22 protein-coding genes are annotated in these 21,426 nt (G+C 74.0%); 12 read left to right on the top strand and 10 right to left on the bottom strand.

Going from position 1 to position 21,426, the window contains the following annotated elements; genetic code table 11:
* The first annotated feature begins 13 nt into the window (after positions 1–13).
* From EAD89_RS14730 to EAD89_RS14700, 7 genes are all read left to right on the top strand, one after another.
* A complete protein-coding gene (locus EAD89_RS14730; protein WP_121676079.1) occupies positions 14–2,173 on the top strand; it encodes a 3-hydroxyacyl-CoA dehydrogenase NAD-binding domain-containing protein in 2,160 nt (719 codons plus the stop codon).
* Entirely contained in the window at positions 2,170–3,315 is a 1,146-nt protein-coding gene (locus EAD89_RS14725; RefSeq protein WP_121676078.1) for a CaiB/BaiF CoA-transferase family protein, read from the top strand. Before EAD89_RS14730 ends, EAD89_RS14725 begins: the two co-directional genes overlap by 4 nt.
* 252 nt (positions 3,316–3,567) lie before the next feature.
* Complete coding sequence (locus EAD89_RS14720; RefSeq protein WP_199733508.1) at positions 3,568–4,887, top strand: reverse transcriptase family protein; 1,320 nt, start codon at positions 3,568–3,570, stop codon at positions 4,885–4,887.
* 137 nt (positions 4,888–5,024) lie between these two features.
* On the top strand, positions 5,025–5,474 hold the full coding sequence (locus tag EAD89_RS14715) for a YbaB/EbfC family nucleoid-associated protein (protein WP_121676077.1): 450 nt from the start codon (positions 5,025–5,027) through the stop codon (positions 5,472–5,474).
* Between the two features lie 4 nt (positions 5,475–5,478).
* The gene (locus EAD89_RS14710) at positions 5,479–5,820 is read left to right on the top strand and encodes a WXG100 family type VII secretion target (RefSeq protein ID WP_121676076.1); all 342 of its coding nucleotides are present in this window, start codon (positions 5,479–5,481) and stop codon (positions 5,818–5,820) included.
* Positions 5,804–6,883 carry a hypothetical protein gene (locus EAD89_RS14705; protein WP_121676075.1) on the top strand — a complete coding sequence of 360 codons (1,080 nt, stop codon included), beginning with the start codon at positions 5,804–5,806 and terminating at the stop codon, positions 6,881–6,883. The genes EAD89_RS14710 and EAD89_RS14705 overlap by 17 nt, the downstream gene beginning before the upstream one ends.
* 14 nt (positions 6,884–6,897) lie before the next feature.
* A complete protein-coding gene (locus EAD89_RS14700) occupies positions 6,898–7,167 on the top strand; it encodes a hypothetical protein (RefSeq protein WP_121656510.1) in 270 nt (89 codons plus the stop codon).
* Between the two features lie 29 nt (positions 7,168–7,196).
* Here EAD89_RS14700 and EAD89_RS14695 read toward each other — a convergent pair whose 3' ends face one another.
* Positions 7,197–8,075: a cytochrome c oxidase assembly protein gene (locus EAD89_RS14695; RefSeq protein WP_121676074.1), complete on the bottom strand. Its 879-nt coding sequence runs from the start codon at positions 8,073–8,075 to the stop codon at positions 7,197–7,199.
* Positions 8,072–8,563 carry a DUF2243 domain-containing protein gene (locus EAD89_RS14690; protein WP_121676073.1) on the bottom strand — a complete coding sequence of 164 codons (492 nt, stop codon included), beginning with the start codon at positions 8,561–8,563 and terminating at the stop codon, positions 8,072–8,074. The genes EAD89_RS14695 and EAD89_RS14690 overlap by 4 nt, the downstream gene beginning before the upstream one ends.
* Positions 8,564–8,688: 125 nt before the next feature.
* Here EAD89_RS14690 and EAD89_RS14685 point away from each other — a divergent pair, with 125 nt between their 5' ends.
* The 4 genes from EAD89_RS14685 (at position 8,689) to EAD89_RS14670 (ending at position 12,455) form a co-directional block, all read left to right on the top strand.
* A complete protein-coding gene (locus EAD89_RS14685) occupies positions 8,689–10,008 on the top strand; it encodes a DUF2786 domain-containing protein (RefSeq protein WP_233578669.1) in 1,320 nt (439 codons plus the stop codon).
* A 178-nt stretch (positions 10,009–10,186) separates the two neighbouring features.
* Positions 10,187–10,543: a YciI family protein gene (locus EAD89_RS14680; RefSeq protein ID WP_233578684.1), complete on the top strand. Its 357-nt coding sequence runs from the start codon at positions 10,187–10,189 to the stop codon at positions 10,541–10,543.
* On the top strand, positions 10,540–11,793 hold the full coding sequence (locus tag EAD89_RS14675) for an RNA polymerase sigma factor (RefSeq protein ID WP_121676071.1): 1,254 nt from the start codon (positions 10,540–10,542) through the stop codon (positions 11,791–11,793). The genes EAD89_RS14680 and EAD89_RS14675 overlap by 4 nt, the downstream gene beginning before the upstream one ends.
* Positions 11,794–11,822: 29 nt before the next feature.
* Positions 11,823–12,455, top strand: a complete 633-nt coding sequence (locus EAD89_RS14670) for a dihydrofolate reductase family protein (RefSeq protein WP_121676070.1) — start codon at positions 11,823–11,825, stop codon at positions 12,453–12,455.
* 82 nt (positions 12,456–12,537) lie between these two features.
* Here EAD89_RS14670 and EAD89_RS14665 read toward each other — a convergent pair whose 3' ends face one another.
* The 7 genes from EAD89_RS14665 to EAD89_RS14635 all read right to left on the bottom strand — a co-directional run bounded on the left by EAD89_RS14665 (position 12,538) and on the right by EAD89_RS14635 (position 18,622).
* Positions 12,538–14,010: an alpha/beta hydrolase gene (locus EAD89_RS14665; protein WP_121676069.1), complete on the bottom strand. Its 1,473-nt coding sequence runs from the start codon at positions 14,008–14,010 to the stop codon at positions 12,538–12,540.
* Positions 14,011–14,130: 120 nt separating this feature from the next.
* Positions 14,131–14,400 carry a hypothetical protein gene (locus EAD89_RS14660; RefSeq protein ID WP_121656517.1) on the bottom strand — a complete coding sequence of 90 codons (270 nt, stop codon included), beginning with the start codon at positions 14,398–14,400 and terminating at the stop codon, positions 14,131–14,133.
* Entirely contained in the window at positions 14,397–14,744 is a 348-nt protein-coding gene (locus EAD89_RS14655; protein WP_121656518.1) for a helix-turn-helix domain-containing protein, read from the bottom strand. Before EAD89_RS14655 ends, EAD89_RS14660 begins: the two co-directional genes overlap by 4 nt.
* 161 nt (positions 14,745–14,905) lie before the next feature.
* On the bottom strand, positions 14,906–15,079 hold the full coding sequence (locus EAD89_RS14650) for a CsbD family protein (RefSeq protein ID WP_121656519.1): 174 nt from the start codon (positions 15,077–15,079) through the stop codon (positions 14,906–14,908).
* An 84-nt stretch (positions 15,080–15,163) separates the two neighbouring features.
* Complete coding sequence (locus EAD89_RS14645; RefSeq protein WP_121676106.1) at positions 15,164–17,419, bottom strand: cation-translocating P-type ATPase; 2,256 nt, start codon at positions 17,417–17,419, stop codon at positions 15,164–15,166.
* A 12-nt stretch (positions 17,420–17,431) separates the two neighbouring features.
* Positions 17,432–18,397, bottom strand: coding sequence for a hypothetical protein (locus EAD89_RS14640; protein ID WP_121676068.1), 966 nt, complete (start codon positions 18,395–18,397; stop codon positions 17,432–17,434).
* 15 nt (positions 18,398–18,412) lie between these two features.
* Positions 18,413–18,622: a heavy-metal-associated domain-containing protein gene (locus tag EAD89_RS14635; protein WP_121676067.1), complete on the bottom strand. Its 210-nt coding sequence runs from the start codon at positions 18,620–18,622 to the stop codon at positions 18,413–18,415.
* A gap of 153 nt (positions 18,623–18,775) precedes the next feature.
* Here EAD89_RS14635 and EAD89_RS14630 point away from each other — a divergent pair, with 153 nt between their 5' ends.
* On the top strand, positions 18,776–19,072 hold the full coding sequence (locus EAD89_RS14630; protein WP_007454936.1) for a metal-sensitive transcriptional regulator: 297 nt from the start codon (positions 18,776–18,778) through the stop codon (positions 19,070–19,072).
* Positions 19,073–19,138: 66 nt separating this feature from the next.
* On the opposite strand, the gene EAD89_RS14625 is transcribed toward EAD89_RS14630, so the two are convergent.
* The gene (locus tag EAD89_RS14625) at positions 19,139–21,262 is read right to left on the bottom strand and encodes a heavy metal translocating P-type ATPase (RefSeq protein ID WP_121676066.1); all 2,124 of its coding nucleotides are present in this window, start codon (positions 21,260–21,262) and stop codon (positions 19,139–19,141) included.
* Positions 21,263–21,426 lie beyond the last annotated feature (164 nt).

The raw sequence follows: 21,426 nt of genomic DNA, 5'->3' as shown, positions 1-21,426 counted from the left end.
CCGGAGGATGACCATGACCGACACCATCCGGTACGACCGCGGCGCCGACGGCATCGTCACGCTCACCCTGGACGACCCCGACCAGTCCGCCAACACGATGAACCGGGCGTACGCCGCGTCGATGAGCGCGGTGCTGGACCGGCTGGAGGCCGAGCGCGACGAGCTGACCGGCGTCATCGTGACCAGCGCGAAGTCCACCTTCTTCGCCGGCGGTGACCTGCCGGAGATGGTCCGGGCGACGCGCGCCGACGCACCCGCGCTGGCCGAACTGCTCGGCACCATCAAGCGGGACCTGCGCCGGCTGGAGACGCTGGGCCGGCCGGTCGTGGCGGCCGTCAACGGTTCGGCGCTCGGCGGCGGCCTGGAGATCGCGCTCGCCTGCCACCACCGGGTCGCCCTGGACGCGCCCGGCAGCCGGCTCGGGCTGCCCGAGGTGACCCTGGGCCTGCTGCCCGGCGCCGGCGGTGTCACCCGGACGGTGCGGATGCTCGGCCTGGCCGGGGCGCTCACCACGGTGCTGCTCACCGGCCGGCGGATGCGCCCGGCCGACGCCCTGGACGCCGGGCTCGTCGACGAGGTGGTGGCCACCCCGACGGAGCTGCTGGACCGGGCCCGGGCCTGGATCGCCGCCAATCCCCACCCGACGCAGCCGTGGGACCGTCCGGACTACCGGATGCCCGGCGGCACCCCGGCCAGCCGATCGCTGGCCGCGCAACTCCCGGCCTTCCCGGCGACCCTGCGCAAGCAGCTCAAGGGCGCCCGGCTGCCGGCGCCGGAGGCGATCCTGGCCACCGCCGTCGAGGGTGCCCAGGTCGACCTGGAGACCGCGTTCACCGTGGAGACCCGGCACCTGATCGGCCTGCTCACCGGGCAGATCGCCAAGAACATGATCGGCGCGTTCTTCTTCGACCTGAAGGCCGTCAACGGCGGCGCGGCCCGACCAACCGGAGTGGACGTCGCGCCGGTGCGACGGATCGCGGTGCTCGGCGCCGGAATGATGGGCGCCGGCATCGCGTACGCCTGCGCCAGCGCCGGCCTGGACGTGGTGGTGAAGGACGTCTCGCCGGAGGCCGCGGGCCGGGCCCGGGCGCACGCCGAACGGCTGCTGGCGCGGAGGGTCCGCAAGGGTCGCGCCACGGAGGCGGACGCCCGAGCCGTGCTGGACCGGATCACCACCACCGACCGGGTGGACGCGCTGGCCGGTTGCGACGCGGTGATCGAGGCGGTCTTCGAGGACCCGGCGCTGAAACGCTCGGTCTTCGCCGAGGTGCTGCCGGTGCTGGCGCCGGACGCCCTGCTCGCGTCCAACACCTCCACGCTGCCGATCACCGGGCTGGCCGCCGGGGTGGACCGCCCGGCCGACTTCATCGGCATGCACTTCTTCTCACCCGTGGACCGGATGCCGCTGCTGGAGATCGTGGTCGGCGAGCGTACCGGCGACGCCGCGCTGGCCCGGGCGTTCGACCTGGGCCGGCGGATCGGCAAGACCCCGATCGTGGTCAACGACGGCCGGGGCTTCTTCACCAGCCGGGTCATCGGCCGGTTCATCGACGAGGCGGTCGGCATGGTCGCCGAGGGGGTGCCGGCCGCCTCGGTGGAGCAGGCCGCCCTCCAGGCCGGCTACCCGACCGGGCCGCTGGCGCTGGCCGACGAGGTGAGCCTCACCCTGATCCAGCGGATCCGTCGACAGTTCGAGGCGGCCGGCGAAGACTTCCTGCCGCTGCCCGCGCACCGGCTCGTGGACGAGCTGGTGGACGCGTACGACCGGCCCGGGCGCGCCGCCGGGCGCGGCTTCTACGGATACGCCGACGGCGGCCGGGGTCGGTTGTGGACCGGCCTCGCGGACCTGGCCACCGAGGCGGGGCGGGCGGTGCCGTTCACCGACCTTCAGGAGCGGATGCTCTTCGCCGAGGCGCTGGACGCGCTGCGCTGCCTGGACGAGGGGGTGCTGCGGACCGAGACCGACGCCAACATCGGCTCGATCTTCGGCATCGGCTTCCCGGCCTGGACGGGCGGGGTGATCCGCTACGTCCGGCAGTACGCGGGCGGCCCGGCCGGCTTCGCGGCCCGGTCGACGGAGTTGGCCGCCCGCTACGGCGACCGGTTCACGCCCCCCGCCGACCTCGTCGACCGGCTCGCCAACCACCCGACCGAGGCGGTGAGCGCCGCGTGACGGCCACCGGTGGCACGGCGGACGGGCCGGCGCGCGGCGGTCCGCTGGCCGGGGTACGGGTGGTCGAGTTGGCCAGCCTCGCTCCGGCGCCGTTCGGCTGCATGGTGCTCGCCGACCTCGGCGCGGACGTGGTGCGGGTGGACCGGCCCGGCGGCCCGGCCGCGGGGAGGTTGGCCGCGCCGACGGGCGGGCCGTTGCAACGGGGCCGGCGGGTCACCGCGCTCGACCTGAAGTCCCCGACCGGGGCGGCGGACCTGCTGCGCCTGGTGGAGCGGGCGGACGTGCTGGTCGAGGCGTACCGGCCCGGGGTGGCCGAGCGGCTGGGCTTCGGCCCGGAGGTCTGCCGGGCCCGCAACCCCCGGCTCGTGTACGCGCGGATGACCGGCTGGGGCCAGGACGGCCCGCTGGCGCCTCGGGCCGGGCACGACATCGACTACATCGCGGTGGCCGGGGCGCTGGAGCCGCTGGGTCGGGCCGGCGAACGTCCGTACGCCCCGATGAACCTGCTCGGTGACTTCGGCGGGGGCGGCATGCTGCTCGCCGTGGGCGTGCTGGCCGCGCTGCTGGAACGGGAACGCTCCGGCGTCGGCCAGGTGGTCGACGCGGCCATGGTGGACGGTTCGGCCCTGCTCACCGCGTTCCTGCACGGGTTGCTCGAAACCGGCCTGTGGGCCGCGCCCCGTGGGCGCAACATGTTCGACGGCGGCGCGCCGTTCTACGACACGTACCGCACCGCCGACGGCGGCTTCATGGCCGTCGGCGCGATGGAACCGGCCTTCTACGCCGAGTTGCTGAGCGGCCTCGGCCTCGCCGACGAGCCGGACCTGCCCGCCCAGTACGACCCGAGCGGCTGGGACGAGCTGCGCCGGCGGTTCACCGAACGGTTCGCCGAGCGGAGCCGGGACGAGTGGACGGCGGTCTTCGCCGACCTGGACGCGTGCGTCGCGCCGGTGCTCGCCCCCCGCGAGGCGCACCGGCATCCGCACAACGCCGCACGGGGCACCTTCGTCGAGGTGGGCGGCGAGATCCAGCCGGCCCCGGCACCCCGCTTCGACCGGACGCCGACCGGCCGGCCAGCTCCGGCGCCGGACCCGGAGCACGACGTCCTACCGGTCGACACGATCCTCGCCGACTGGCGGTGACCCGCGGCGGGCCGGGCCACGGCCCTGCCCGTCACCGGCCGACCGGGGATACGCTGCCCCGATGGCAGCGTGCCCCGAGCTGACCTGGCCGCGCCCCCGGTGGGGACGCGGTCGGAGTCTCTCCGGGGCAACCCCGGGGGCGTCACATCCACCTGGGCACCACACCACAGGTGCGTCGGCACGCTCCGCGAGCCTGTGCACCCGTACGACCGGGATTCGTCGGGGCACGCTGTCATCCACCCTGGGCCGGCCGTGACGACGGTCCGCTCGCTGGCCGTCGCGCTCGCCGACGCGTTCCTCGCCGCCGACCGGTGGCAGCGCGGGGACCTGGTCGCGTCCGGCGGGCGGGTGCTGGGGGTACGCCGCCGGTGGCTGTGGCCGGTGGCGGACGCCGCGCTCGCCGCGTACCCCCGGGCCCCGCGCGACCGGCCCCGGGAGCTGGCCGCCTTCCTCACGAACCTGGCGCTGCCGGCCGAGGTGGTCGGCGCGGCGCGGCAACGCGGCCAGACCGTCGCGGTCCGCGCCCGGCCGGTGACGCCGGCCCGCACGGTCCGCCGGCCCTGGTCGACCCCGGTCCTGGACAACCTGGCCGACCTGGCCCGAATGCTCGACCTGACCCCGGAGCAGCTCGACTGGTACGCCGACCGACGGGCCATGAACCGTCGCGCCGGCGATCACCGGCTGCACCACTATCGGTACCGCTGGACCAGCGCCGGCCGGTTGATCGAGGCGCCGAAGCCACGCTTGCGCGCACTGCACCGGCGGCTGCTCGCCGAGGTGCTGGGTCCGCTGCCGGTGCACCCGGCCGCGCACGGGTTCGTGCCGGGTCGGTCGGCGCACACCTTCGCCGCCGCGCACGCCGGGCGAGCGGTGGTGGTCCGGATCGACCTGACCGCGTTCTTCGGCAGCGTGCCGGCGCGCCGGGTGTACGGGCTGTTCCGCACCGCGGGCTATCCGGAGCCGGTCGCGCATTCGCTCACCGCGATCTGCACCACCCGGACCCCGGCGGCGGTGCTTCGTGCCGCGCCGGCCGACCTGCCCGACCGGGTCTGGCGGCTGGCCGTGCTGCGCGGCGGGCACCTACCGCAGGGCGCGCCCACCTCGCCTGCGCTGGCCAACCTCTGCGCGTTCCGGCTCGACCGCCGGTTGACCGGGCTGGCCACCGCGTTCGACGTCGACTACCAGCGGTACGCCGACGACCTCGCCTTCTCCGGCGAACTGCCGCCACGGCGGGTCGCCGACCTGCTCGCCGCGGTGACCGAGGTGGTTCGGGACGAGGGTTTCCGCGTACACGCGCGTAAGACCCGGGTGCGTGGCCGGGCCGACCGGCAGCTCCTTGCCGGGCTGGTGGTCAACGAACGACCGGCGGCGCCCCGCGTCGAATACGACCGGCTGCGCGCGATCCTGCACAATGCCGCCCGCACCGGGCTGGCCGCCCAGAACCACGCCGGCCACCCGGCCTTCGCCGAGCACCTGGCGGGCCGGGTCGCGTGGGTCGGCCACGCCCATCCCGGCCGAGCCGCGAAACTGGCGGCGCTCCTCGCCGCCGCCCTGGCCTTCCCACAAACCTGACCGGCAGGTCGCCTACGACGATCCGCAGGTCATCGACCGTACGGACTATCCACAGAGGACTTCGGGCCGCGAGGGCAGGTGTCGCGTTGCTACTGTCGCTCACGGGGAAGAGAACTGCGAGTCGTAGGGGGACGAGCATGGCGAGCGGAATCGACCCGTCCGGCCTGAGTCGCTCGCTCGAAGAAGCGATGCGACTGCTGAGCCAGGCCACGGGTTCCACCTCGGCGCAGCCGGACGGTGTCGGAGAGCCGGCCGTACCAGCGGTCGAGCAGATGGTGGGGCGGGGCACCGGCGCCGACGGTCTCGTCGAGGCGGAGGTGTCCGCGTTCGGCGGCCTCGAGACTCTGGTGATCGACCCGAGCCTGTCCCGGGCCGGCACCAGCGCGATCGCCGAGTACGTCCTGGAGGCGGTCAAGGCGGCACAGGCCGACGAGCGCGCCCGGCGCGCCGAGCTGACCGCTGCCGTCGGCGCCGACAGCGCGGCCCTGACCCGTCAGCTCGAACGCGTCTCGGAGGACGCGTTCCGCGGGTTCGAGCAGATGATCGGCGACCTGGACGCGGTCACCCGGCGGATGGATCGACGCTGAGCCCATGTCCGACGGGATCCAGGTCGACGTCGACGCCCTCCACGCGGCGGCGGGGTCGCTCGCAGCCACCGGTCAGCAGCTCGGCGCGGAGATCGCCAGCCTCGAATCGACGGTGAACGGCGCGGGTAATCCGTGGGGCGCCGACGAGGCGGGCTCGCTCTTCGGTGCCGTGTACGTCGAGGTTCTGACCCACGCGCTGGACGTGTACCGGTCGATGGCCGACCAGTTGCTGGAGACTGCCGCGAACCTCGACCTCGGTGCCGACGCGCACGAGGCGACCGAAACCGCCAACGCGGAACTCTTCACGAGGATGGAGCTGCCCAGTGGGTATGCAGCTACCTCCTGAGCTCGTCGAGGCGCTGGGCTGGGTGGGCTTCACCTGGCCGACCGCCGATGAGGAATTGCTGTTCGAGGCGTCGCAGCTGTGGTTCGCGTTCGCCGGCCGGCTGCGCACGACGCTCGCGGAGGCGGAGGCCGGGGCGGCGAAGGTCGGGGCGACCAACAGCGGGGACGACGTCCGCGCGTTCGAGCAGGCTTGGCGGGACGAGGAGGGTGCGCCCCGCCGGATGGAGGACGGCGCGCAGGCGGCCGAGCTGATCGGCATGGCGTTGCTGGTGATGGCCATCATCACCCTGACGCAGAAGATCCTGGTCATCGTCCAACTGACGATCCTCGTGGTGCAGGTGGCGATCGCGCTGGCGGCGGCGGCCCCCACGCTCGGCGCCTCGCTGGCCCAGATCCCCGTGTCGATCGGCCTGGCGCGGATGGCGATCCAACGGATCATCAAGGAGGTCGTCGAGCGGGTCGTCAAGGAGATCATTCCGCGGCTGCTGAAGCGGGCGAAGACGCTGCTGCGCCGATTCACTCGCAAGGGCCCGCGACGGGGTGGCCCGGGACGACCCGGCGTGCCCGGCCCGCACACCACGCCCCGCTACGACAATCTGAAGCCGATGCTCAAAAAGTACGAAAACGAGCACCTGCCGGGTGGGCACTTCCCGACGGCGGTGCGCCGGCTCAGCCCGGAGGAGCTCGAACAGCACCGGGTGTTCTTCGACGGCAACGGCGTCCTGCGCAGCGCGAGGAACGGCGAGCCGTTCGACACGTCGAGCGCGCAGACCGTGTTCAGCGGCAACGGCCAGGCGATCTTCGTGATGGACCGGAACGGCAACCTGTACGCGTCGAACTACCAGAAGGTGGGCGACTTCCACCACTCGACGCTGGGTAACGGGCAGCCGGTCGCGGCGGCGGGTGAGCTGGTCGTCAAGGACGGTATGGTCCAGCACGCGACGGCGCGCAGCGGTCATTACCAGCCCGAGGTGAGCCACATGGCCAACCTCGACGCCGAATTCAAGCGCAACGGGCTCAATGGCGTCCCGATCATGGGCTGGGACGGCAAACAGATCTTCTAGGGGAGATTAGAAGCATGGGTACGGACAGCTGGAAGGGCCACGTCAACGGGATCCTCTACGGGGTCCAGTTCGACCAGGCGCTCGACGACACGGTGGTGTCCCGGGTCGCCGACGGCGTGGTCGGCGGGCTCTACCCGGGTGACCGGGCCGAGACGCTGGACGCGCTCGACCAGGCGCTGCGCTACTCGGGCCCCCTCAACGACCAGGCCGAGACGCACCACAGCGAGGAGAGCATCCGCGCGTTCCTGGGTCGACTCTCCACCGCTCTCTCCTCACGCAACTAGCCCCCTCCCGCTCCTCCTCCCGTCGTCGATCAAGAGGTTTCCGTCAGGGAGCGGCCCTTTCGTGACGCGAACCTCTTGATCACCCGCGATGGTCGCGCCGGGTGGAGGCGGGAGGGCCGGTGGTACCAGGTGGCGAAGAGAGCCACGGCGAGCAGCAGTTCGGCGACGTCACCGCCGTAGTACATGAGTTGGGCAGCGGAACGGAACGCCGCCGGATCCGGATCAGTGACGCCGGGCGGCAGGGTGTCGGCGTGCGCGTAGAGGTACTTGGCGAGCACCGAGTGCCCGGCCGCCGCGCCGAGCAGCGCGCCGATCCGAACGGCCAGCCCGGGGCGGCGCGGCGCCGGGTCCGGGCCGGCCAGCGCCCAGGCGAACAGGTACCCGGCGGCCAGGTAGTGCAGATGCAGGGCGTGGTGCAGGGCGGGCTGGCGCTCCGCCGCCGCGTACAGCGGGGTGAGCAGCACCAGGGCCAGCCCACCCGTGCTGAGCAGCGCGGCGGTGACCGGGTGGGCGAACAGGTGCACCGGGCGGGCGCGCAGCAGCCGGCCGACGAACCGGCGGGTGGCTGTGGACGAGATCCGCAGCAGCAGGGTCACCGGAGCGCCGAGCACCAGCCCGAGCGGCGCCACCATGCCGAGCAGGAGGTGCTGCGCCATGTGCCCACGCGGGTCGTCGGACGGTTGGCCCAGCGGCCCCACGGCGACCGCCAGCAGCGCGCACCCGGCCAGCCAGGCGGCGGTGCGCCGATGGTCCCAGCCCCGGGTGTCGCGCGCGGCGGCCAGCAGGTAGCCACCGGCCAGCAGACCGACCGCCGCGAGTGGGAACCAGCCCGGACCATCCGCCGCCGCGTGCCCCCCGTGCGCGAGCGCCGGCGACGCGAACCAGGCCGGGCCGAGCGGCGTCGTCACCGGGATCCGTCGCGCGGCGGGCGGGAACGGGCCCGCCAGACCAGGGCGGCGCCCGCGAGCAGCAGTACGCCGCCGCCGACGTTCCACACCACGTCGTACGGGACCAGGTGCACGCCGTAGCGGATCTGGTGCAGCCGGAGCACCTTGTGGTCGACCAGCCCGTCGAAGAGCTGGAAGCCTCCGGCACCGAGCAGGAACCCGCCCCAGGCGAACCGGGCCGCCAGGGCGCCACGCCGGCGCAGGTCGGCGAACCAGAAGAACCCGCCGACCAGGGCCAGCAGCTCAGCGGCGTGCAGCAGCCCGTCGGAGAGCAGGCCCACCGACGGGGTGGACCGGTCGTAGAAGTGGTGCCAGGCCAGCAGCTGGTGAAAGACGATCTCGTCCACCGCGGCCATCACCGCGATCCCGATCAGGACGCCGGCGAGGGTGGACGAACGGTTGTCCGGTACGTCGGTGGCGCGCGCGTCCGGCAGGGAGGAACCGGTCATCGCACACCTCGCATCGCCTCGGGTCAGCCCCGAACTACCCGGAACGGGACGGACCATGCCGGCACGCCGTCCGGGACGGCCGACCGGCAACATCCCCGTTCCGAGCCGCCGGCACGACTACCGGCATGATCATGGAGTTGGGGCGGCCGGAGCCGCTCCGGCAGCGGAACCCGCAGGAGGAGGTGCACGTGCCGGGCCCGGACGAACTCGTCGCCGATGCGCTCGCGGCGGTGCGCGGCACCGACGTACGGCAGGCCGAACGGCAGCTGGACCGGCTGATGGTCGGCAGCGGCGCGGCGGACGGCGCGGCGGCGGTGGACGCGGCGCTGCTGCGTCGGCTGGTCCGTGGTGTGGCGCGGCTCTGGCCACGCGGCTGGCAGCCGGCCGATTTGGACCGGCTCACCACCCGACGACTCGGCGCCCGCCCGGCCCGGCTGGTCCGGGACGCGATGGCCGCCCAGCGGCGCGAGCAGGCCGGGCCGGTCCCGGCGTGGTGGGACGAGCAGTTACGCGAGCTGGCCGCCGAGGTGTGGTGGGACGACGACCGGAACGTGCTGGCCGGTTGGTCCGTCCGGGAAGGGCTGGACCGGGTCGACGCCCTGCGCGCGGCGGTGGGCACCCTCGTCCTGGTGGAGAGCCTGCCGCCGATCGCGGTGCTGCGCCCGCCACCCGGCACGACCGGTGCGGCGGCCGCCAGCCGGCAGGGCGGCGCGGCCCGTAGCGGGTCCGGGATGCTCGACCGGGTACGGGCGCTGCTGGCCAAGGCCGAGTCGACCACCTTCCCGGCCGAGGCGGAGGCGTTGACCGCCAAGGCGCAGGAGCTGATCGCCCGACACAGCATCGACGAGGCGCTGCTGGCCGCCGGGGCCGACCGTGGCGACCTGCCCGGCGGGGTACGGCTCGGCACCGACGCCCCGTACGCGGGGGCGAAGGCGCTGCTGGTGCAGGAGGTCGCGGCGGCGAACCGCTGTGAGGCGGTCTGGTCCGACGATCTCGGCTTCGCCACCGTGCTGGGCTGGCCGGCCGACCTCGTGGCGGTGGAGCTGCTCTACACCTCGCTGCTGGTCCAGGCCACCGCCGCGATGCTGCGCGGGCGGGCCGAGCGGCGGCCGGGGTCGGGACGGCGGACGAAGGTGTGGGACGAGTCCTTCCTCAACGCGTTCGCGCTGCGGATCGGTGAGCGGCTGCGCGCGACCACCGAGGCGGCGGACCGGGCGGCGGCCGAGACGGCTGGCCCGGAGCGGCTGCTTCCGGCCCTCGCCGCGCGTGGCGAGGCGGTCCGGGAGCGGCTGGACACCCTCTTCCCCGGCGTCACCCGGCACCGGCTCAGCGTCCGCGACGCCGAGGGTTGGTCCTCGGGCACCTCCGCGGCCGACCGGGCGTCGCTGGACGTCGGCGGCGGGCCACCGCCCCGACAGGTGCCGGGACGGCCCGACCCGCGCTGAACCGGTCGACGTGGGACCGCCACCGCTGAACCGGGCGGCGTGGGACCGCCACCGTCGAAAAGATTCTGCGATGTTCTTCGGTAGCCGGTAGGGAACGGAGCTTCGGCTCCGACCCTCCGGTGAGACCGCGCCCCGACCGGGGCGCGACCAGGACCCGAGGAGCGTCGCCGTGAAGTACATGCTGCTGATCTGGAACCGGCCCGGCTTCACCGAGGAGCTGACCGAGCGGGAGCGTACCGCCCTGTTCGGCGAGGTCGACGAGATCATGAAGGAGCTGACCGAGTCCGGCGAGCTGGTCGGCGGGCAGGCGCTGGCCGACCCGTCGCAGACCCGGACGGTCCGGCTCGCCGGCGGCCACCCGGAGGTCATCGACGGGCCGTTCATGGAGAGCAAGGAGCAGTTCGCCGGCTATCTGGCCGTCGACTGTGACAGTCCGCAACGGGCCGCCGAGATCGCCGCCCGCTGGCCGGACGTGCGCTTCGGCGGCGTGATGGAGGTCCGCCCGATCATGGACGAGGCCGGGACGGAGATGTGACCGAGGACCGGACGGTCGAGGACCTGCTGCGCACGCTCGCGCCGCAGGTCCTCGGCCTGCTGGTCCGCCGGCACGGGCAGTTCGACCGGTGCGAGGACGCGGTGCAGGAGGCGCTGCTCGCCGCCGCGACGCAGTGGCCCGGGCAGGGCGTGCCGGACAACCCTCGCGCCTGGCTGCTCACCGTGGCCACCCGCCGGCTCACCGACGAGTGGCGCAGCGAGCGCGCCCGCCGGGACCGCGAGGTGGCGGTGGCGCTGCGCGAGCCGGCGTACGCCGGGCTGGCGCCGGCGGCCGACGCGGAGCCGGCGGTGGCGGACGCCGACGACACGCTGACCCTGCTCTTCCTCTGCTGCCATCCGGCGCTGGCGCCCTCGGCGCAGGTGGCGCTCACCCTGCGCGCCGTCGGCGGGCTCAGCACCGCGCAGATCGCCCGGGCGCACCTGGTGCCGGAAGCGACGATGAGCCAACGGATCCGCCGGGCCAAACAGCGGGTCGAGGCGGCCGGCGCGCGGTTCAGCATGCCCGCACCGGAGGAGCGCGACGAGCGGCTGGGGACGGTGCTCCGGGTGCTCTACCTGATCTTCAACGAGGGGTACACGGCGTCCAGCGGGCCGGACCTGCACCGGGTGGAGCTGACCGGCGAGGCGATCCGGCTGGCCCGCGTCCTGCACGGGTTGCTGCCCGACAACGGCGAGGTGGCCGGGCTGCTGGCGCTGATGCTGCTCACCGACGCGCACCGGGCCGCCCGGGTCGGCCCGGACGGCGAGCTGGTGCCGCTGACCGAGCAGGACCGGTCCCGGTGGGACCGGACGGCCATCGCGGCCGGCATCGCGCTGATCACCGAGGCGTTGACCTGGTCACCGCCCGGCCCGTACCAGCTCCAGGCGGCGATCGCCGCCGTGCACGCCGAGGCCCCGACGGCCGCGACCACCGACTGGCGGCAGATCGCGGCGCTATACCGGCTGCTCGCCCGGATCGCGCCGAACCCGATGGTCACCCTCAACCAGGCGGTGGCCGTGGCCATGGTGGACGGGCCCCAGGCCGGGCTCGCCCTGCTCACCGCGCTGGACGACGATGAGCGCACCGCCGGGCACCACCGGCTCGCCGCCGTCCGGGCCCACCTGTTGGAGCTCGCCGGGCAGCCCGCGGCGGCGCGGGACGCGTACCTGGCGGCGGCGCGGGGCACCACCAGCCTGCCCGAGCAGCGTTACCTGGAGCTGCGAGCGGCCCGACTGGCCACCCAGCGATGAGTTCGGACGGCCGCGGGAGTCGTCCTGGCATGGGAACGGTGAGCAGTCAACTGTCGATCTCGCTGGACGGGTACGTGGCCGGGCCGGACCAGAGCCGCCAGGATCCGCTGGGCCGTGGCGGGCTGCGGTTGCACGAGTGGTTCTTCGGCCTGGACAGCTGGCGGGCGCAGCACGGGCTGACCGGCGGCGAGCGGGGCGTCGACGCCGACCTGGTCGACGAGCTGACCCGCGACGTCGGGGCGTACGTGCTGGGCCGGCGCATGTTCGGCGGCGGGGACGGCGACTGGGACGAGAGCTGGCAGGGCTGGTGGGGCGACGATCCGCCGTTCCACACCCCGGTCTTCGTGCTCACCCACCATCCCCGAGCACCGCTGGTGATGCGGGGCGGCACCGAGTTCCGGTTCGTCACCGACGGGATCGAATCAGCGCTGCGGCAGGCCCGGGAGGTGGCGGGTGACCGTCAGGTGTCGATCGGCGGCGGCGCGAGCACGGTCCGGCAGTACCTGGCCGCCGGGCTGATCGACACGCTGCACCTGCACCTGGTGCCGATCTTCCTCGGGGCCGGTGAACGGCTCTTCGACGGGATCGCGCCACGGTTGGAGCAGGTGGCGGTGGTGGCCGGGCCGACCGTGGCGCACCTGCGCTACCGCGTCCTGCGCTGACCGGGGCGTCGGTCCCGGTCGCCGCGCGGCGACCGGGACCGACACTCGGCCGGACGTCCGGCCGGTCAGACCGGCGGGCGCGTCACGACGACGGCTCGACGGCCGGGCAGGTGGTTCCGGGCCGGGGCGGCACCACGCTGTTCAGGTAGCGGTCGACGGCACCGCCCACGCACGGGCTGGTGGTGTAGCTGCCGTGCCCCCATCCCTCGTACGTGAGCAGCACGCCGTGGTCGCCCAACTGCCGGGCCACGTTGGTGGCCCAGTTGTAGCCGCTGGCCGGGTCGTGCCGGGTGGCGGCGAGCAGCAGCGGCACGTCGGTGCGGACCCGCAGGCGGTGCTGCGGGTTGGCGACCGGCGTCGGGGTGCCCAGGCAGGTGACGAGGGCGAACAGGGCTGGCGGGTAGCGCAGGTCGGGTGCGAGGCGGCCCACTCGGCGCAGGTGTTCGGCGTACTCCCGGTAGTCGCGGACGGGCAGGCTCCAGTCCTGGCAGAAGACCGCGAACGGGTACGGCGCCACGGTGGCCGCCGTCGAGCCCGCGGCCGGTCGGGCGGCGATCGACCCGGTGGCGGCGTCCATTTTCGCCATCCAGTCGGCCAGCCCCGGCCATCGCTGCGTCTCGTAGAGCTTCTTGTGGGCGAGCCGGCTCAGCTCGAACGGGGTCAGCACGACACCGGGTCGGTCCGGGTCGGTCAGCCCGCCTTGCTCGGCCCGGGTGTGCAGCCCGGTCCAGACCGCACGGACGTCCCACCCGCGCAGAGCGCAGCCGGTGGACCGGGCACACCAGGCGACGAACTCGTCGAACGAGTCCTCCGCGGTGACGGCCTGGGTGTCCAGGAAGGCTCTGGTGCCGAGGCTGTGGTCGACCGTCGACTCCAGCACCATGGCGCGGACCCGGTGCGGGAACAGCTCGGCGTACCGGGTGCCGAGCAGGGTGCCGTACGAGCTGCCGTGGAAGGTGAGCTGCCGCTCGCCGAGCGCGGCGCGGACCGCGTCGAGGTCGCGGGCGGCGCTGGTGGTGTCCACGTGGTCGTAGAGGGGCCCGGTGCGGACCCGGCAGTCGGCCCTCAGCAGCGCGTTGCCGGCCAGCGTGGCGTCGAACTGAGCCTGGTCCGCGATCAGTTGCGGTTGCCGGGCGAGCAGGTCGGTCGAGCAGACCACCGGGTGACTGCGGCCGGTTCCGCGCGGGTCGAAGCTGACGATGTCGAAGCGGCGACGCAGCTCGGCGCTGAACCGGGAGCTGCCGGTCACCACCCGGTCGACACCGCTGTCGCCCGGCCCGCCGGGGCCGAACATCAGCGTTCCGGTCCGGGCGGAGGGGTCGGTGGCCGTCCGCCGGGCCAGCGCCAGGTCGAAACGCTCGCCTCGGGGCCGTCGCCAGTCGATCGGCAACGACAGCGTGCCGCACTCGGCGGTGGCGTCCGTGGCGCAGGGCTGCCAGTCGATGGTCGGGGCCGGTTGTGGCCGGGCGGCGGCCGGGCTGGCCGGGGCCAGGCCGGTGGCCGTGAGGGCCAGGGCGACCGCCCAGCCGACGGCGGATTTGCGTACGCGCAGCATGGAGTGCTGTCCTCTCCTCGAAGGAGCGTCACGGGTGAAACTCGCCCGTCGGGCGAGGTGGGGCTGCTTCCACCCGGGCCGTCGAGTAGCCGCTCGACGGCCCGGGGCCTTTCGTCGGGGTCAGTCGACCTCGCGCAGGACGCGTTCCAGCGCGCCCATCCGGGTCTCCATCCCGCCCAGCCGGCCGTCCAACGCCGCGAGCAGTCGGGCGTTTTCGGCCTGGGCCTGAGCGGCTGTCTCGGCGAGCCGGCGGTAGTCGTGCGCGCGGTCCGATTCGAGCCGGGCCCGCCGGGTCTTGGCGAGCTGCACGATGGTCACCGTGAACACGCTGATCAGCAGGGCGAAGATGCCGATCGCGCCGACCACCTCGGTCCAGTCGTGCTCGCTCATCGCTCCGCTCCCGGCTGCTCGGCCGAGTCGGGCACGGTCAGCGTCTCGACCGCCGCCGCGATGATCTCGGGGGTCAGTGTGAGCACGAAGGGCTCCACCTCGTAGTAGTTCATGGCCTTTCCGTCCTCCGACAACTCCAGGCGTGCGGTGACCAGCCCGGCCGCCGCCAGCTTCCGTAGGTGGACCTGCAACAGCGCCCGGCTGATGCCCAGTTGGCGGGCCAGCCGGCTGACGTAGGCGCGCTCGCGGGCCAGCGCGGCGACGACCCGCAGCCGGTGCGGGTTGGCCAGGGTCGCCAGCATCCGGACCAGGTCGTCACCGGTTGGCGGCGAAGCGGCACTCATAACCAGCCCTTGCACATGCCAACAGAAGTTAGCAGGTGTCGCCGCGCGGCGGTCGGAAGCGGAGACGGAATCAGGGGGATCTCAGGGTCACCGGAGCGGTCGGACAGACAGAACGCCGGGCCGGCGAGGTCACCGGCCCGGCGTGCGGGGCACGTCGAACGTCAGCTCTTGAAAGCGTCCTTGATCTTCTCGCCCGCCTGCTTGAGCTTGGCCCCGGCCTGGTCGTTGCGACCCTCGGCCTCGAGCTGCTCGTTGTCGGTGGCCCGACCGGCGCCTTCCTTCAGCTTGCCGGCCGCGTCCTCGGTGGCGTTGTTGATCTTGTCGTCGATACCCATGTGCCAACCTCCATCGCGAGCGTCGCTACGCCACCAGCAGTACCCCCACCGTCCCCGGTCCAACCATTTCGGCCGACTCCGCCGTCACACCCCGTCAGCGGGGGCGGCCGGGCGGAACCGGCGCAGGCGCAGGCTGTTGGCCACCACGAACACCGAGGACAGGGCCATCGTGGCGCCGGCGATCATCGGGTTGAGCAGCCCGGCAGCGGCCAGCGGCAGGGCCGCCACGTTGTACCCGAAGGCCCAGAACAGGTTGCCCCGGATGATGCCGAGCGTGCGTCGGGACAACCGGATGGCGTCCACCGCGGCGTCCAGGTCACCACGGACCAGGGTGAGATCCGACGCTTCGATCGCCACATCGGTGCCGGTGCCCATCGCCAGGCCCAGATCGGCCTGCGCCAGCGCCGGAGCGTCGTTGACCCCGTCGCCGACCATCGCCACCGACCTGCCCTCGGACTGGAGTCGCCTGACCACGTCGACCTTGCCGGCCGGCAGCACCTCGGCGATCACCTCGTTGACGCCCACCTCGGCGGCGACCGCCCGGGCCACGGTGACGTTGTCCCCGGTCAGCAGGACCGGGGTGAGCCCCAGGGCGCGCAGCCGGGCCACCGCCGCGCGGCTGGTCGGCCGGACCACGTCGGCGACCGCGAGCATCCCCCGGGCCCGCCCGTCCCAACCGGCGACGATCGCCGTCCGGCCGCCGGCCTCCGCGTCGGCGACCGCCTGCTGAACCTCCGGCGGTACGTCGAGCCCGCGCTCGCGCAGCAGTCGGAGCCGGCCCACCAGCACACTCCGGCCGTCCACCGTGGCGGTCACGCCCAGCCCCTCGACGTTGGCGAAACCGGCCACCGGGGGCAGCGCCCCGGCCTCGGCGGCGCCCGCGGCGACCGCCCGCGCGATCGGGTGCTCGGAGGCGGCCTCGACCGCCCCCGCGAGCCGGAGCAGCTCGGCACGGTCCGCACCGGCGGCCGGCACCACGTCCACCAGGGTCATCCGGCCGGTCGTCACGGTGCCGGTCTTGTCCAGTACCACCGTGTCCACCCGCCGGGTCGACTCCAGCACCTCCGGCCCCTTGATCAGCACGCCGAGCTGCGCGCCCCGGCCCGTGCCGACCAGGAGGGCGGTCGGCGTGGCCAGGCCGAGCGCGCAGGGGCAGGCGATGATCAGCACGGCCACCGCGGCGGTGAACGCGGCGGTCGGCCCGGCCCCGGTGCCGAGCCACCAGCCGAGGGTGCCCACGGCGAGCGTGATGACGATCGGCACGAAGACGCCGGAGATCCGGTCCGCCAGCCGCTGCACGGCCGCCTTGCCACTCTGGGCCTGCTCGACCAGGTCGGCCATCCGGGCGAGCTGGGTGTCCCCGCCGACCCGCGTGGCGGTGACGACGAGCCGGCCGCCCGCGTTGATCGTGGCACCCACCACGCCGTCGCCCGGGCCGACCTCGACCGGGACCGACTCGCCGGTGAGCATGCTGGCGTCGACGGCCGAGGTGCCCTCGTCGACCACGCCGTCGGTGGCGATCTTCTCGCCGGGGCGGACCACGAACCGGTCACCGACGGCGAGCTGGTCCACCGGGATCAGGGTCTCCACCCCGTCGCGGAGCACCGCCACCTCCTTGGCGCCCAGTTCGAGAAGAGCGCGCAGGGCGGCGCCCGCGGTCCGCTTCGAGCGGGCCTCGAAATAGCGGCCGGCCAGGATGAACACCGTCACCCCGGCGGCCGCCTCCAGGTAGATGTTGCCGGCGCCTTCGGTGCGGGTGATGTCGAAACGGAACGGGTGCGTCATCCTGGGCATCCCGGCGTCGCCGAGGAAGAGCGCCCAGAGCGACCAACCGAACGCGGCGAGGGTGCCGAGCGAGACCAGGGTGTCCATGGTCGCCGCGCCGTGCCGCAGGTTGGTCCAGGCGGCGCGGTGGAACGGCAGCCCGCCCCAGACCACCACCGGAGCGGCCAGGGTCAGCGACAGCCACTGCCAGTAGTCGAACTGCCAGGCCGGCACCATGGCCAGCACGACCACCGGCACGCTGAGCGCCACCGACACCCAGAGGCGGGTACGCGGGCCGCGCAGCGCGTCCACCGGCTCCTCGGCGGTGGCCGGCGGGGACGGCAGGGCGGCCGTGTAGCCGGTCTTCTGCACCGTGCCGATCAGGTCGTCCGGCGTGACGCCGTCGGCGTACCGGACGGTGGCCTTCTCGGTGGCGTAGTTGACGGTCGCGCTGACCCCGTCCATCCGGTTCAGCTTCTTCTCGATCCGGGCGGCGCAGGCGGCGCAGGTCATGCCGCCGATCGCCAACTCGATCCGGTTCGGCGCCTCGGGCAGCGGTCTGCTGGTGGTGGTCATCATCTGGTCCCGTCAGTTGTGCCCGTGCCCGGGGGTGCCGTGGTCGGCGCCCTCGGTCGGTGCGGATCCGCCCGGGGTGGGATCGCCGCCGGTCGTCGGCGTGCCGGCGACCACGGTGAACTCGGCGGTGTGCACCGACCCGCCGTGCCGGAAGTCGAGGTAGAGCCGGTAGCTGCCGGCCGAGGGCGCCTCGGCGAGGAAGGTGACGGCCGGACCGGGCCGGGTGCGCCCGTCACCGGGCGTCCCCTCCGGGTGCACGTGCAGGTACGCCAGGTCGCCCCGGCGTAGCGCCACGAGGTGTCCGTACGCGCCCAGGTAGGGCTCCAGGTCGGTGACCGGCCGCCCGTGCCGGCTGACGGTCAGCGTGAGCGGCGAGGTGCCGCCGGGCCGTACCGCGCGCGTCAGGGTGACCGTGTAGCCGTCGACGGTCGTGCTGGTCGCCGGTGCGGGCAGTGGTCGCTCGACCAAGGGGCCGGGGACGGTCACGTCCACGCCGAGGGTCAGCGGCTCTCCCCCGGTCGGGGCGAAGTCGGCGAACGCCCGCCACTGGCCGGGGCCGGCCAGCGGGGTGGCGACCCGCCAGGTGCCGTCCGGGGCCAGGTCGGGATGCACGTGGCGGAAGCCGGAGAGGTCCCGCCGGGCGACGATGAGGTGCATCCGCTTGTCGTGGGCCACGTCGAACCGGGTCACCGGCCGGCCGTCGGGGCCGCCGATCCGGAAGGCGAACTCGCCGGCCGGGGCGGCGACCGGTTCGAGGGTGTAGCCGCGGTCGGAGACGAGCAGGCCGCCGGGGAGCCGGTCGGCCGCCTCGTCGTGCTCGCCCTGGTCGGCCGGGCCCGGCTGGTGGACGGCGCCGTCGTCGTGCGAGCTCTCGGCGACCGGGGCGGCGGGGCCGGCCACCTGCCCGATCCCGTACGCCGCGCCGAAGACCACCGCGAGGCCCAGGGCGAAGCCGCCCAGTCTGGTCACCGTGTTCATCGCCGAACCTCTCGATCAGGCGTCGACGAGGTCGTAGCCGGCCTCGTCGACGGCGGCCCGGACGACCTCCGTGTCCAGCGGCTGCTCGCTGCTGACGGTGACCCGGCCGGTGGCCAGGTCGACCTGAACGTCGCGCACGCCCGCGATGGCGCCGACCTCGGCGCTGACCGAGCTGACGCAGTGCCCACAGGTCATGCCCTGCACCTGGTACGTCGTGTTGACCATTGATCCGTCTCCCTCCGCCACCTCCGAGCCTATACCCCCCTGGGGTAATTCGGAGGTGGACCTCTGCCCTGATGTTGTACCGGTACCCGGTGGGGGTATCCCGACAGGAAGGGACAGTACCATACCCCCCAGGGGTAGGCTATCCTGGTCGTCATGACCGCACCCACTCCGATCCGCGGATACACGGCCAGCAAGGACCAGCTGCTCGCGCGGCTCCGCCGCGTCGAGGGGCAGGTCCGGGGCATCGAGAAGATGGTCGACGAGGACCGCTACTGCATCGACGTGCTCACCCAGATCTCCGCGATCCAGGCCGCACTGGACAAGGTCGCGCTGGGGCTCCTCGACGGGCACGCCCGGCACTGCATGCACGAGGGCGCGGCCGAGGGCCGGGCCGACGAGATGGCCACCGAGATGATGGCGGCGGTCGGCCGGCTGATGAAGCGCGGCTGAGACCCTGGCCCTTGGCCGGGCGCAGTGACCCGGCCGTCGACGGTGCGCGGCCGCCGGGCCGGGCCGTCAGTCCGGCTCCGGGTCGAGGCGTACCCCGCGCAGCAACTGGGCGTTGAGCGCCACCACGATGGTGGACGCGGACATCAGCACCGCGGCCAGCGCCGGGCTCAACGCCACCCCGGCCCACGCCAGCACCCCGGCCGCCAGTGGCAGCGCCACCACGTTGTAGCCCGCCGCCCAGGCCAGGTTCTGGCGCATCTTGCGGTACGACGCCCGGGAGAGCCGGGCCACGGCGCCGACCCCGCGCGGGTCCGACGAGGCCAGCACCACCCCGGCGGACTCGATCGCCACGTCGGTGCCCGCGCCGATCGCGATACCCACGTCGGCGCGCGCCAACGCCGGCGCGTCGTTCACCCCGTCGCCGACCATCGCCACGGTCAGTCCCCGCCGCTGAAGCTCGGCCACCCGGCCGTCCTTCTCCGCCGGCAACACCTCGGCGAAGACCTCGTCGACGCCGGGCCGGAAGCCCAGGTCGGCGGCGACCGCCTCGGCCACCGGCCGGGCGTCACCGGTGATCATGGCGATGGTGCGGACACCCGCCGCGCGCAGCTCGACGATGGCCCGCCGGGCCTCCGGACGTACCTCGTCGGTCAGCGCGAACGCACCGAGCAGGGCGCCCGGCAGCCGCACCAGGTACAGCACCGCGGCGCCCCGCGCCGACCACCGGCCGATCGGCGCGTCCAGCTCGGCCGGGAGCGACAGGCCCAGCTCCCGCAGCAACGTCGGCCCACCCACCGCGTACTCCGTACCGTCGACAAAGGCCTGCACGCCGCGGCCCGGCAGCGACCGGAACCCGGTGGCCGGGGCGACGTCCCCGGCCGCCGCCACGATCGCCCGGGCCAGCGGATGCTCGCTGTCCGACTCCACACCAGCCGCGATCCGCAGCACCTCGTCCCGTCCCACGCCGGACGCGGTCACCAGGTCGGTGACCGCGTGCTCGCCCCGGGTCAGCGTGCCGGTCTTGTCGAACAGCACCGCGTCGACGGTCCGCATCCGCTCCAGCGCCAACCGGTCCTTGACCAGGATGCCGGACCGCGCGGCCAGCGCGGTGGAGAGCGCGACGACCAGCGGAATCGCCAGCCCGAGCGCGTGCGGGCAGGCGATCACCAGGACGGTGACCGCGCGGACCACCGCCTCGTCGGGCCGGCCGAGCACGGTCCAGACCAGCACGGTCAGCACGGCCGTGCCGGTTGCCAGGTAGAACAGCGCGGCGGCGAACCGGTCCGCCAGCAGTTGGGCCCGCCCGCCGGAGCGCTGCGCCTGCGCGACCATCCGCTGGATGCCGGCGAGCGCGGTCTGTTCACCCAACGCCTCGACGCGCACCCGGATCGCCGAGTCGGTGGCGACGGTGCCGGCCACCACCCGGTCCCCTGCCGACCGGGCGACCGGACGCGACTCGCCGGTGATCATCGACTCGTCCAGCTCGGCGCCACCGTCGACGATCCGACCGTCCGCCGGAACCCGCCCACCCGGCCGGACCAGCACCACGTCACCCACCCGCAGCTCGGCCACCGGCACCGGCTCGATCCGCCCGTCCGCCGTCACCCGCTCGGCGTCGTCGGGCAGCAACGCGGCCAGCGCCGCGAGCGCGCCTCTGGCCTGACCGATCGCCTTCATCTCCTGCCAGTGCCCGAGCAGCATGATGGTGACCAGCGCGGCCAGCTCCCACCAGAAATCCAGGTCGAAGGCACCCGCACTGGTGGCCAGTGATGCGGTGTAGGCGACGGTGATCGCCATCGCGACCAGCAGCATCATGCCCGGCGCCCGATCGCGGACCTCGCGGACCGCACCCACCAGGAACGGCCAGCCGCCCCACCAGAACACCACCGAGCCGAGCACGGGCCCGACCCAGGACCGGCCCGGGACGTCCAGGTCGAGACCGAGCCGGTCCAGCACCAGGTGACTGGTCAACACCACCGGCACGGTGAGCGCCAGGCAGATCCAGAACCGGCGGCGGAACATCGCCGGATCGTGCCCCGCATGCTTGTCGTGCCCGCCGCGCTTGTCGTGCCCGCCGTGCTTGTCGTGCCCCGCGTGCTTGTCGTGCCCGCCGTGCTGCTGCGGCCCGCCGTCGGCGTGTCGCTGGTCGCCGGCAGGACGATCGGGGTCGGGCGGTGACGGAGCGGGCATGACTCCAACATGCCGCGCCGGAAACCGCCACGCGGGCGGTTCGACCACTCCGACACTCCGCCACGACCTGCGTCCCCGGGTCGGGCTGGTTAGCATTCCGACGATGGCCCTCCGGAACCCGCTACGCGCCCGGGCAGAGATGCCGCCCCGGTGCGGCGTCGCCG

The organism is Micromonospora sp. BL4 (assembly GCF_003667505.1).
Taxonomy (GTDB): domain Bacteria; phylum Actinomycetota; class Actinomycetes; order Mycobacteriales; family Micromonosporaceae; genus Micromonospora.
Note: the sequence above shows the minus strand (reverse complement) of the source record. Positions and strands in the feature narration are given on the sequence as shown.